Origin of the sequence: Salmonella sp. 32020114201800008SM (genome assembly GCF_017572025.1) — a bacterium.
GTDB classification, from domain to species: Bacteria; Pseudomonadota; Gammaproteobacteria; order Enterobacterales; family Enterobacteriaceae; genus Salmonella; species Salmonella enterica.
Genome location: NZ_JAGEQM010000002.1, coordinates 347,091 through 360,191 on the forward strand (window position 1 = coordinate 347,091; position 13,101 = coordinate 360,191).

The 13,101-nt window shown below is 49.9% G+C and carries 9 protein-coding genes; 2 read left to right on the top strand and 7 right to left on the bottom strand.

The genetic code is table 11. The annotated features are described in order from the left end of the window. Positions 1–89 precede the first annotated feature (89 nt). Positions 90–1,943: a DUF262 domain-containing protein gene (locus J4613_RS07700; RefSeq protein WP_017465685.1), complete on the top strand. Its 1,854-nt coding sequence runs from the start codon at positions 90–92 to the stop codon at positions 1,941–1,943. Between the two features lie 44 nt (positions 1,944–1,987). On the opposite strand, the gene symE is transcribed toward J4613_RS07700, so the two are convergent. From symE to J4613_RS07720, 4 genes are all read right to left on the bottom strand, one after another. Beyond that, positions 1,988–2,308: an endoribonuclease SymE gene (symE, locus tag J4613_RS07705; RefSeq protein ID WP_001736427.1), complete on the bottom strand. Its 321-nt coding sequence runs from the start codon at positions 2,306–2,308 to the stop codon at positions 1,988–1,990. A gap of 216 nt (positions 2,309–2,524) precedes the next feature. Further along, a complete protein-coding gene (locus tag J4613_RS07710; protein ID WP_111742491.1) occupies positions 2,525–4,279 on the bottom strand; it encodes a restriction endonuclease subunit S in 1,755 nt (584 codons plus the stop codon). Beyond that, entirely contained in the window at positions 4,279–5,748 is a 1,470-nt protein-coding gene (locus J4613_RS07715) for an N-6 DNA methylase (RefSeq protein ID WP_000028346.1), read from the bottom strand. Before J4613_RS07715 ends, J4613_RS07710 begins: the two co-directional genes overlap by 1 nt. Before the next feature lie 70 nt (positions 5,749–5,818). Next, positions 5,819–8,248 (bottom strand): DEAD/DEAH box helicase family protein, encoded by a 2,430-nt coding sequence (locus J4613_RS07720; protein WP_000774451.1) that lies wholly within the window; start codon positions 8,246–8,248, stop codon positions 5,819–5,821. Positions 8,249–8,389: 141 nt separating this feature from the next. On the opposite strand from J4613_RS07720, the gene J4613_RS07725 reads away from it, so the two are divergent. Continuing rightward, positions 8,390–9,358, top strand: a complete 969-nt coding sequence (locus tag J4613_RS07725) for a hypothetical protein (RefSeq protein ID WP_111742490.1) — start codon at positions 8,390–8,392, stop codon at positions 9,356–9,358. Between the two features lie 115 nt (positions 9,359–9,473). On the opposite strand, the gene yjiA is transcribed toward J4613_RS07725, so the two are convergent. The 3 genes from yjiA to btsT all read right to left on the bottom strand — a co-directional run bounded on the left by yjiA (position 9,474) and on the right by btsT (position 12,889). Continuing rightward, positions 9,474–10,430, bottom strand: coding sequence for a GTPase (gene yjiA / locus J4613_RS07730; RefSeq protein ID WP_000187838.1), 957 nt, complete (start codon positions 10,428–10,430; stop codon positions 9,474–9,476). A gap of 10 nt (positions 10,431–10,440) precedes the next feature. Then, entirely contained in the window at positions 10,441–10,644 is a 204-nt protein-coding gene (locus J4613_RS07735; protein ID WP_000460616.1) for a YbdD/YjiX family protein, read from the bottom strand. A gap of 94 nt (positions 10,645–10,738) precedes the next feature. Continuing rightward, positions 10,739–12,889, bottom strand: coding sequence for a pyruvate/proton symporter BtsT (gene btsT / locus J4613_RS07740; protein ID WP_000379929.1), 2,151 nt, complete (start codon positions 12,887–12,889; stop codon positions 10,739–10,741). Positions 12,890–13,101 lie beyond the last annotated feature (212 nt).

Genomic DNA, 13,101 nt, shown 5'->3' on the forward strand with positions numbered 1-13,101 from the left:
TAGAATCAGAAAGCATAAAATTGAGTCTGAGGATATGTTATTTGTGGTAATTTATTAATTTGAAAAGAGAAAATGGCAGGAGCGCCAGAATGAGTACGTTTGACACGACGAAAATTGCTTTAAAAGATATCCTGGGGCAGATTACTGATGGACGGGTACAGTTGCCAGATTTCCAGAGAGGGTGGGTATGGGATGATGAGCATGTCCGGTCTTTGCTGGTCAGTATTGCCCGTTCTTTTCCCGTTGGTGCGGTTATGCTGCTGGAGACTGGGGGAGAAGTTCGCTTCCAGGTGCGTCCAGTTGAAAATGTAGAATTGCAGAAAACCGAGCCTGAGATGTTGATTCTGGATGGCCAGCAACGTTTAACGTCCTTGACTCAAGTCCTGATGCTGGATACGCCCGTTAAGACTTTTAACGAGAAAGGAAAGCAGATAGACCGTTTTTATTATATTGATATTGAGGCCGCTCTGGACAATAGGCTTGATGAAGCTTTTATTTCTGTTGAAAAGTCTAAAAAAGTAACGATGAATTTTGGTCGTGATATAAAAACTTTTGTTAACTCCTTTGGAGAAACGGTTGAAATGGATTTTTCTACCGTGCAAAAAGAGTGCGAAGCATTATTTTTCCCTTGTAACCAAATTATCAACTCTGATGCATGGGAAAGTCATTTATATAAGTGTTCACAAGAAAAATTTTTCACTTATATGCAGTTCCGTGAAAAAATTCTGAATGCCTTTAGGAACTATTTGCTGCCTGTTATTAAATTGGGTAAATCAACTAGCAAAGAGGCCGTTTGCCTGGTGTTTGAAAAGGTTAATACCGGTGGTGTTCCACTATCCGTATTTGAACTGGTGACCGCCAGTTTTGCGGCTGATGGGTTTAATCTTCGGGATGACTGGTTTGGCAGTAATTTGCGTCAAAAATTTGGCCGCCGAAATGTACTGAATAAAGAAGCTATCCTACAGGGCGTAGAGCCGACTGACTTTTTACAGGCTATCAGCATATTGAATACGCTAAAAAAACGGCGTGCCGATCTGGCCGAAGGGAAGACAGGGAAATCAGTTACTGCAGTAAGTGCTAAACGAGTTTCAGTATTAGCGCTTTCTCTTGAAGATTATCATTGCTGGGCCGACGATGTGGAAAAAGGCTTCTTACTTGCCGCTAAATTTCTCCATCATGAATGTTTTATGCACTCATGGGATCTTCCTTATCGTACGCAGCTTGTGCCGCTGGCGGCAGTATTATCGCAATTACAAGGCAATTGGCTGGAGCCCAAAATTTATGACAAACTGGCGCGCTGGTTCTGGTGCGGTGTCCTGGGGGAACTGTACGGCGGCGCGGTAGAAACACGTATCGCAAACGATGTGGAAGAGTTACTAAACTGGATTGAGAGGGACGGTGAAGAACCGCGTACCATTTATGAAGCATCATTCCAGCCCGGGCGTTTATTGACGTTACGCTCCCGATTGAGCGCCGCGTATAAAGCGCTAAGCGTGTTGATCCTACGCAATGGTGCTCAAGACTTTTTCTGGAAGTCGACGATCCAAAAGTTAGATTATGGTGAGATTGCACTCGATATTCACCATATTTTCCCAAAGATATGGTGCGAAACTAATAATATTAGTCCAGCAGTGTATAACTCTATCATTAATAAAACATCAATCTCCTATAAGGCCAATCGAATGATTGGTGGGAGATCTCCGGCTGAGTATCTGTCGCAGATCCAGACGCATCCGCAGGTAGGTCTGGAGAATGCCGAGATGGATGCGATCCTACGCAGCCACTTTATTGAGCCTTCGCTGTTACGGCAGGATAGTTTCGAGGCATTTTTTGCCGATCGAAAAAAACAATTGCTGAAATTGATCGAAGAGGCAATGGGGAAAAATATTAGTCAGGATGATGTTGCTGAATTAGAGACAGCAACAGACGAGATTGATGTCTGATACTGCAACCCAGGTACGAATTAAATCGCACCTGGGTTTCCTGCCTATTTAGAAGAAATCACGCGGATAAACGTTTGAACTTGCTTTTGTTTACGTACTGACAGCTTGCTTACTTGCCGTAAAGACTCAACCAGCTCAGGCTCTGGTGGTTTCACGGTCAGTACGATGCAGCCTTCCATCACCTTAATATCCATTTTACTGCCGGTGGTAAAACCGGCGGCTTCCAGCCACTGGCCTTTCAGGGTAATGGCGGGAATACGGGTGTATTCCGGGTAGCGGCTCGCATAACTGACGGTGGCGGCGCGGTTATTTGTTGGGGAGACTTCTGGATCGGTGAATTCTGCAATAGAATGCGGGGTAGTCATGATCTCTATTCCTATTCCAATAGGGGTTGTGGTTAGCGATGTCGCCGTGCGCCAACACGACGGCATCGCGCTAAATACCTGTATATATCATCAGGGAATAGAAGGAAAGTCCAGCTGAAAATGAATGAAAATAACGGCGTGGATATGGGGATGGATTATTTCTGGTGATGGGAATAAAGCGGCTATTTAGCCGCTTTATTGATTTCTGGGGGCGAGTTAATTGATGGCGGCGTCGGTGAGAGCGTCGGCCAGGTGGAGCTGGGTTTGTTGGGCGGATTGAATTTGTAATTTAAGTTTTTCACATAATTCATTAAAATCATTCAATTTGAGCATGATTTTTTCTGCTTCACTACTTGGAGGGATTGCTACAGGGCAACCTCTTAACTGAGTCTTATTAATGGATGCTAAGTTGGTTGTTTGCTTGCTTGCACTAGCAAAATAATCTCTTGAGTAAGGACTATTCATGTATGTCTCAAGCCAGTAAGGATCAATGTCTTGTCCTATAATTCTTCCTTTGAAAACATGGTTTTGATTTGCTATATACCAATCATGGCACCACACAGTTGTTCTACCCACAGTATCCCAGTCACCACCTTCTGTTATTAAAAGGTCGCCTTTAATAACATGATATTTATCTTTCTCTTCCTCAGGGATATCAATTTCTTTAACTTCTGACAGGTCAAGATAACCACGCTGAACGTTAGCCACACGTAGATAAGGGATTGAAATCAGCTTTCGGTTGGCTAAATTTCTTCCTTTAGTTATACCGCTTTGAATATCAACGACGTCTTCGAATAGGCACCATTCCCACCCATCCGGCAGTTCAAACGGTTTTTCCTCATCACTAATCGGTGGCAACGGTTTTTGCTTTTTAATTTTCCCGTCTTTCACCAGTTGCGCTTTTTCCTGCGCAATACGTTTGAGCAGTTCAGAGGCCGGTTCGTCGTTCGGATCCTGCGGAACCAGTTTGCCCATCACCGCCAGTTGCAGAATGGTCTGTTTTAAGGCCTCAATGCTGGGTTCGGTGGTAAACAGCGTGTCGAAATGTTCGCTGATTCGCGCCCAGTTTTCGGTCAGTTCATCGGCGTTCTGGCTGTCGGTTAGCGTGGTTAGCAGGGTTTCAACCAGCTGTTGATGGGCGTCCAGACTGGTCAGTGAGTGCTGTTCCAGTTGGTCGCAGAGGGACATAAGTTCTTTAATTTTTTTAGTTATGCGAGCCTGTTCGGATGACGGCGGAACTGCGATTATCCCAGAAAAGAACTGCTTGTCATTGATTGCCGGATAGGCAACTCCTGTCTGACAACTTTCAACATAATTAATAAATACAGGAGAGCGTAGATAATAATATATGAAATTAGCATTCATCGCGGTGTAAGGATGAATAATAGCAAAGGCTGTGCTAGCGATCGGCTCTGGGGAGAAGGCGCTCTCAATGATCGCTATATTCAATAAATATGGGCGCACAGTTGAATATATGACGGTTCCTTTTTGAACAATTTTTCTTGCTCGGGATGGTGCATCTTTTGCTGAAAGAATAGATGGCTCTTCAATAATGCCATACTCTTTATTTATCGAGCCGACATCAATGTAAGTGAAATCTTCATCAGGCGTTTTTTGTCCCCAATCATGACCAATTTCACTAATCTTTATCCACTCCCACCCCGCCGGCAGCTCAAACGGTTTCTCTTCCTCGCTAATCTCCGGTAGCGGCTTGGGCTTTTTAATTTTCCCCTGCTTCACCAGCTCGGCTTTTTCCGCCGCAATGTGTTTTAGCAGCTCTGATGCCGGTTCGTCGTTCGGATCCTGCGGCACCAGCTTGCCGCGCACCGCCAGCTCAAGAATCAGCTCGCGCAGCTTCTTAATGCCGTACAGCTCAATCTTCCCCGAGCTGCCGCGCCCCGCCGTGGAGCGGGTTTGCAGCGCCGTGGTCCAGGTGTCGATATGGTCGACAATCAGTTTTTCCACCGCCATCAGTTGGTCTCCTTACCGGAGAGCGCCGCGCCGAGGATATCGCGCAATTGGTGGCGCAGGGTCTGGATTGCTTCCTGCTGCTTCGCGTACTGCGCCAGCAGTTCATCCGGATCGTGGCTGACGGTTTCCACCTGGTGCGGGTTTTTGATATCGAGGTTAAAGTTGCGGGCAATTACCTCGTCGATGCTGACCTTCCACGCCTGCTCGTTTTCGACGCGGCTGGCGAAGCCGTCGGCCTCGTTGCCCCACCAGTCGATCTCGGCCTGGAACTCTTCAAACTTCATCGGCTTGGTTTTGCTGTAGTTCTTCACGCCCGCCGGATATGGGTGCTCGTAGAACCAGATGTCTTTGGTCGGCTGGCCTTTGGTAAAGAACAGCAGGTTGGTTTTGATCCCGGTGTACGGGTTAAACACGCCGTTCGGCAAACGCACGATGGTGTGCAGGTTGCACTCCTCGGTGAGCAGCTTTTTAATCTTGGTTTTCACGCCTTCGCCAAACAGCGTGCCGTCCGGCAGCACCACCGCCGCGCGGCCGTTTTTCGCCAGCACTTCAATAATCAGTTGCAGGAACAGATCCGCCGTTTCGCGGGTCTGCATATCGGAAGGGAAGTTCTTCTCGATGCCGTCTTCTTCGGTGCCGCCGAACGGGGGATTGGTGATAATCACATCCATCTGCTCGTCCCAGGAGGAGAGCGGTTTGTTCAGTGTGTTATCGTGGCGGATCTGTACTGGCACTTCGATGCCGTGCAGCAGCATATTGGTGGTGCAAAGCAGATGCGGTAGCTGTTTCTTCTCCACGCCGTGGATCTGTCTTTGCAGGAGCTGGTGGTCGGTGACCGTGTGCGCATAATGATTTTTAACATGATCAAACGCGCAGGCGAGGAAGCCGCCGGTGCCGCAGGCCGGATCCATAATCGATTCGCCGAGTTTCGGATCGACGCGCTCGACCATAAAACGGGTCACGGCGCGTGGGGTGTAGAATTCACCCGCGTTGCCCGCCGCCTGGAGATCCCGGAGGATCTGTTCGTAGATATCGCCGAACAGATGACGTTCGCTGGCGCGGGTAAAATCGATCTCGTTCAGCTTGTTGATCACCTGACGCAGCAGGGTACCGTTTTTCATGTAGTTGTAGGCATCGCTGAACGCCTGCTTAACCACATAGCCGCGCGGGTTGATATCTATCTGCGCGGGCAGATCTTTTAGCGTCGGAAACAGGTCGTCGTTGACGAACGCCAGCAGTTTATCGCCGGTGATCCCTTCGTTATCGGCCGCCCAGTTGCGCCACAGGTAGCGCTCCGGCATCGGCAGCCTGTATTTTTCCTGCTCGATTTCCAGCGCCTGTTCCTGGGCGTCGAAGATCTTCAGGAACAATAACCAGGAGAGCTGACCCAGACGCTGTGCGTCGCCATCGACGCCTGCATCTTTGCGCATGATGTCCTGTAATGATTTGATAGCCGAGCTGATTGACATGGGGTCGTCCCTTTATAAAAAAACAAAGCCACCTGCGGCAGACGGGCCGCAGGTGGCGTAATCAGGATGTTCAGGCGGAGCGGGGAGGAAGCTGGTAAATTTCGCTTTCCAGGTCACTCACTGCCTGCATATAGGTGCCTTTGTCACCAAAGCCGTCGGTGATGATCTCCTGCAGAGTGCCCATCTGGTCGAACGGTTTGAGCTTCAGCACCTGAATATTCTCGATTTCTTCCACGCCCGCATCGGCATATTTGTCCAGCAAATTGCTGAGTACAGTCTGCGCGGCATCGGAATATTTGGTGAAATAATTACGCTTGCGAACATTGTCTGCGCGCTCTTTGCGCGTGAGCGGCGGCTGACCATACACCACATGACAGAGCATGTCGAACGGGTCAAGATCTTTGCCCACCTCTTCCGCCAGAACATCCCAAAGGATGCCCTGTAATTCGAGCTCTTTGATCACCGCCGCTTTGCGGTCAGCATCTTGCCATTTCCGGACAAAATCATCCAGTGAGGCGCACTCTTTGAGCACGGTTTTGCGGGTGTAATCTTTGAAGGATTCGGTGACCAGCCTGCCGTCGGCGTCGTAATACTGGACGCGTTGCGAGACCACACCAACGGTGACGCCGTTAATGTGGAATTTACGGACCCGGTTGTCTTCCTCTTCCGGTAACGGGCCGGAGCCGCCCATCGTGCTGGTGGTGTAGGTGGCCGGATCTTCGTCTGCCCCGTTGATATCCTCGTCGGCAAAGACGTCAGGCGTTTCTTCCTCCAGCGTTTCGTTGAAGCCGGAGTCCGGGTCCGAAATGTCATCTGGCGTGGCTTCCATCACTTTTTCCGGGATACCGTCAAAGCGCTCGTCGGCAAACAGTTCAGTGGCCTTTTTGAAATCAAGAATGGTGAACCACAGTTTGCCGTAGTCTTGTTCGATGCGGGTACCCCGGCCAATGATCTGTTTAAATTTAGTCATTGAGCGGATGGTTTGGTCCAGCACGATCAGTTTGCAGGTCTTAACGTTTACGCCAGTAGTCATGAGTTCTGAGGTGGTCACAATCACCGGCCATTCTTTTTTCTTGTCGCTGAAATTCTGCAGCTGGCCTTTCCCTTCTTCGTCATCCCCGGTGATTTTCATCACATATTTATCGTTACGTTTTACCATCTCCGGGTTGAGGTTGATCAGCGCCCGGCGCATACGTTCAGCATGCGGAATGTCTTCGCAAAACACGATGGTTTTATCCATCGGATTGGTGCGTTTGAGGTAATCGGTAATGGTTTTCGCCACCAGTTCAGTCCGCTCGTCGATGACCATCGTGCGGTCGAAATCTTTCTGGTTATAGATTCTGTCATCGATCAGTTCACCGTTGAGGTCGCTCTGGCCGCGCACGGGTCGCCAGCCTTGTAAATCAACATCAATATCGACACGAACCACTTTGTAAGGAGCGAGGAATCCGTCCTCGATCCCTTCTTTCAACGAATAAGTGTAAATAGGATCGCCAAAGTAGTCGCTATTGGAGACCTCGTGAGTTTCCTTCGGCGTGGCGGTCATACCAATCTGTGTGGCGGAGCTGAAATAATCCAGAATTTCACGCCAGGCGCTGTCTTCAGAGGCGCTGCCTCGGTGGCATTCGTCGATGATAATCAGATCAAAGAAATCCGGCGAAACCTGCTTAAACGCTTTTTGATGCTCTTCATTGCCGGTTAACGCCTGATAGAGCGCAAGATGGATTTCGAAAGCGGGGTCGAGAGTGCGCCCGGTGATTTTGGTCATTGCGGAGCCGAAAGGCTGAAAGTCATCAAGTCGGGTCTGGTCAACAAGGACGTTTCGGTCTGCCAGGAACAGGATGCGTTTTTTAACGCCTGACCGCCATAAACGCCAGATGATGTGAAACGCCGTCAGCGTTTTACCGGTTCCTGTCGCCATGACCAGTAATAATCTGTTTTGCCCGTTAGACACAGCCTCCAGCGTTTTGTTGATGGCCTGAAGCTGGTAGTAGCGCAGCCGCTTTTCGCTGCCGTCGTTGTAATAATCCTGGGTGACGATCGGCATTTGCGCGGCGGTGTACCCTTTCCACTGGCAGTATTTTTGCCACAATTCATCAGGCGTTGGGAATTCGTCGAGGGTAATTTCTCGCTCAATCGCGCCGGTTGCCGTTTTATCATGGAAGATAAAGCCATCGCCATTGGTAGCGAAGACGAAAGGAACGTCCAGCAGGTGCGCATAACCCAGCGCCTGCTGCATACCTTTGCCGATTTCATGTTTATTGGCTTTAGCTTCGATCACCGCCAGCGGCATGTTTAATTTGTGGTACAGCACGATATCGGCAGATTTCACCGTTCTACGCGCCGCGACTTTGCCGCGCACGATGACCTTACCGTCCCGGAGTTTGACCTCTTGTCTGATTTGCGTTGTGTTATCCCAGCCAGCTTTCAGGATGGCGGGCATAACGCGTTTGGTGATGATGTCTGCTTCCGTCAGGGTACTCAGGTTCAGGTCAGCCATTGGGGATTCTCATCGAATAGCGATGCGCAAATTCTACACACAAAATCAGATGAAATCATTACACTCTGTGTGCATTATTGGTGTTAAGTCTCTGTTTTAGATGAATTCGTGAATGCTGTACCCAACATATAAGGTTTTAATATGGAAGTTATTAAGATTTGGAGATCCTTTCTTAAACATTTTAAACAGAAAAAATTAGATTCTGCGGTGATTGTCTATGGCGTGATCGCAATCTATTTAATCCCCTATAAAGTTCCTTTAAAAAGTTACCTGGTTGCATTTCTCTTTGTATCTATTCTAATATTCTCTTGCACTCAAGAAAATCGAATTAGGGAATATATCAGTTTCTTTGTACGCACAGACAATGATCATTTATTGACTCGGTTTGCTGGTATTCTATCGCTAACTGCATGGTCAATTTTTTTGCTTTTGTTGTTGTCTGCTAATGTGTTTGTCAACACCATAACGTATTGGTTAGCTATTTTATTTTCAGTCTCTATCCTCATTAGTAGCATTTTGACTATTTTAGATTTTGCCAGAAATAATACAGCAAAAACCTTTAAGGTAATCGGCTTGGCGGTTACCGCATTTTCAGGTGTTTTTGTTTTTACTAGTAGTTACTCTGCCAGTATTTTCTGGCAAATCAGTAATCTGGAGCTATCCTCTTCTCCATGGTTAGAATATTGTTGGAAAGCCACCGCATTTCTTATGTTTTTCCTGTGGTTATCACAACCTATTTGCTATGGGCTATTTCTGCGTTACGGTGATAAAGCAAAAGGGTATCGAATCTTTACATTAACAGGTGCTTTTATTATGTCTATGTTTTTGTTTCTGCTTGTTCCTGTGTTGATTGGTGATGTCGCTTATTTTGTGCTAAAAAAGACCATCAACCATGAATGGCGCAATGAAGCAAAGTGCGGTGAATTGGAAGTGAAGAATAAAAGCGAAAAATATTTTGGTTTTAATACTGATAAATATACTGTGTTTTATTCGGATAAAAATGATAAGTGGGGTTTCTATGAGATCACCTGCAAAAAAGGGAGCGACAGGAGAGATACTTATAGTGTGGAGCCTTTGCCGGAGTATAATATCCCCTCGTGGTTAAGGTAGTTTGTATTTATCATTATGTAGTGGTGCGCTGGTGGAAGATATAATATGCTAACGGTGAATAGAGAGTGCCATATCTGCTCTGAAGGCCATCATTCTGTGATGGCCTTGATGCGGGTTACTTCCTTAACCCCGCAAACGCCGCTCTGATCTCGTCTTCCGGCAACTGGATCCCGATAAACACTAGCGTGCTGTGCGGCGTTTCGTCGCCCCACGGTCTGTCCCAGTCGGCGCTGTAGAGACGCTGCACACCCTGGAACAGCAGACGGTTGGGTTCGCCGTCGATCCACAGCATCCCTTTGTAACGCAGCAGTTTATCCGCTGATTCCAGCAGCAGGTTTTCCATCACCCGCGAAACCTCGCTGATATCCACCGGGTAATCCAGTTCCACCACAATTGACGATACATCGTTCTGTTTATCGGCAATAAAGTGGAAACGCGGTTGGCTTGCCAGCACGTTCTCTTCCAGCATAAAGCCGCTGGTATTAAACAACTGACTCAGGTCAATATCGCCGTGTACCACGGTGTAAACCGGGGCGCGGGCGTTGATACGCGCCAGCCGCTCGCGCAGTTTCTCGCTGTCGCCTGCCACGTCGGTTTTGGTCAGCAGGATACGGTCGGCGTAGCCTATCTGCGACTGGGCGATGGTGAACTGGTTCATCTGCTCGTTAGCGTGCACCGCGTCGACCAGCGCAATCACGCCGTCTAACAGGTAGCGTTCGCATAATACGTCATGGGAGAAAAAGGTCTGAATAATCGGGCCGGGGTCAGCCATGCCGGTGCATTCAATCACCAGGCGGTCGAAAGCAATATCGCCGCGGTCGCGGCTGTCGAGCAGGTCTAATAGCGCATCTTCCAGCTCGTTGGAGCGGGTACAGCAGATGCAGCCGTTAGTCAGGGTTTTGATCTGTGTGGCGCGATCGCCAATCAGTTGATCGTCAACGGAGACTTCGCCAAATTCGTTTTCGATAACGGCGATTTTAAAACCATGTTGTTCGTTGAGGATATGGCGTAGTAGGGTGGTTTTGCCGGCACCAAGAAAACCGGTAAGTAGGGTAACTGCAATCGGGGTCATAGTCTCTCCATTAACAACAGCGCATACCGCCTTTGCCATCGCCGCCGTAACGTGCTTGCTGACGTTCGCGGAAGAACTCTTCATAGGTCATGTACGGCTTGTCGGGATGGTTGGTTTTCATGTGCTCGACATAGTTGTCGTAGTCCGGAATACCAATCAACATTTTTGCCGCCTGGCCGAGATATTTTTTTGCCTGACCTAAAGTATCAAACATTCTGCCGTCCTGTTAATGAATAAAGCCGGATGGCGGCTTGCGCCTTATCCGGCCTACACTAGCCGGGATCGCTGTACGCTACCCGGCATCAGTTTTAGTGGTGTGAAGAGATCTTCACGCCGCCTTCCGGCACGGGCACATACGGGGTTTCTTTATCGGTACGTTTATCGCTGTTGCGTACCTTCATCCAGGTGGTGAAACCGTAGAAGATAATACTGTACACCACCACCAGGAACAGAATACTCAAACCAGCGTTAGTGTAGTTGTTCACCACGATATGGTTCATGTTGGCAATCTGCTGCTCGGTCAGGTTGGTGCCGTTGGCAATCTTCTCTTTATACAGGTTTGCCATGTAGAAGAAACCTTCCATCTGTGGGTTGGCGCTGAACAGTTTCAGGCCCAGTGCCCAGGTGGTGCAGATCAGCAGCCATACCGCCGGGATCACCGTCACCCAGATGTATTTGGTGCGCTGCATTTTGATCAGTACCACGGTGCTCAACACCAGCGCCACGGCGGCCAGCATCTGGTTAGAGATACCGAACAGCGGCCACAGGCTCTTCACGCCGCCCAGTGGGTCGACCACGCCCTGATACAGCAGATAGCCCCACAAACCGACGCAGCCTGCGGTACCGATGATACCCGCGACCAGAGAATCGGTTTTTTTCAGGAACGGGACGAAGTTACCCAGCAAATCCTGCAACATAAAGCGGCCAGAACGGGTACCAGCATCCAGTGCGGTCAGGATAAACAGTGCTTCGAACAGAATACCGAAGTGATACCAGAAGCCCATATCCGCCATCGGCAGGACTTTGTGGAACACATGCGCGATACCTACTGCCAGCGTTGGCGCGCCGCCTGCGCGGTTCAATACTGACGGTTCACCGATATCTTTCGCAGTTTGCAGGATTTGTTCCGGGGAAATCACAAAGCCCCAAGAGCTGACGGTCGCCGCTGCATGTGCGGTAACGTCTTTCAACTGCGCCATAATCAGCGGCGCGTTCTCGCCGCCCATCTCGTGCAGGTTTGGCATGGTAATGCCCAGACCTGCCGGCGGGGTGTTCATCGCGAAGTAGAGACCCGGTTCAATGATCGAGGCCGCCACCAGCGCCATCACCGCAACAAAGGACTCCATCAGCATCGCGCCGTAGCCGATAAAACGCGCATCGGTCTCACAGGCCAGCAGTTTCGGCGTGGTACCGGAAGAGATGAGCGCGTGGAAGCCAGAGACGGCGCCACAGGCGATGGTGATGAACAGGAACGGGAACAGAGCGCCTTTCCACAGCGGGCCGGTACCGTCGACATACTGCGTCAATGCCGGCATTTTCAGTTCCGGGTTGAGGATCACAATCCCCAGCGCCAGACCGACGATCACGCCGATTTTCAGGAAGGTAGCGAGATAGTCGCGCGGGGCAAGGATCAGCCATACCGGCAGCAGCGCGGAAACAAAGGCGTAGCCGATCAGCGCGAAGGTAATGGTGGTGTCTTTAAAGGTCAGCGCCGGGCCCCAGTAAGGGTCGTGGGCAATCACGCCGCCGAAGTAAATAGACGCCACCAGCAGCACGATACCAATAACGGAGACTTCGCCTACGCGTCCCGGACGCAGGAAGCGCATGTAGATGCCCATAAACAGCGCAATCGGCACCGTGGAGCAGACGGTGAAGACACCCCACGGGCTTTCGGCCAGCGCTTTAACCACGATTAATGCCAGCACCGCGAGGATGATGATCATGATTAAGAAGCAGCCGAACAGCGCGATGGTGCCTGGAACGGTCCCCATCTCTTCTTTGATCATCTCGCCAAGAGAGGCGCCGTTACGGCGGGAAGAGATGAACAGCACCATAAAGTCCTGCACTGCGCCCGCGAGCACCACGCCCGCCAGCAGCCACAGTGTCCCCGGCAGATAGCCCATCTGCGCGGCCAATACCGGCCCGACCAGCGGACCTGCGCCGGCGATGGCGGCGAAGTGGTGACCAAACAGCACGTAGCGGTTAGTCGGCACGTAGTTCAGGCCGTCGTTATTGATAACCGCCGGCGTCGCGCGCGTCGGGTCGAGTTTCATGACCTTCTGGGCGATGTACAGGCTGTAGTAGCGGTAAGCCACCAGATAGACGGAAACGGAAGCGACCACGATCCACAGGGCGCTCACGTGTTCACCCCGACGTAGGGCAACGACCGAGAGGCAGAAAGCACCGATGATTCCGAGAATCACCCAGGGTATGTGCTTGAATATCTTTTTCGTATCCATAGTAAAACCTGGTTGTAAGTTTAATTATCAGCCGAAGCTGGGTGGACATTGAGTTCGTGTTTGAGGAGGTAGATTGACTGCTATGCTGAGAGGATCTTGCCAGATCATCGCGCGCGTAAAGTTAGGTAAATCAGTGAGTGGTTGTATGGCGGTTTAAGCGGTCGGACGTACCGGTAAGCGGTTTCGCGGAGGAGGGCGTGGGCTATTTTATG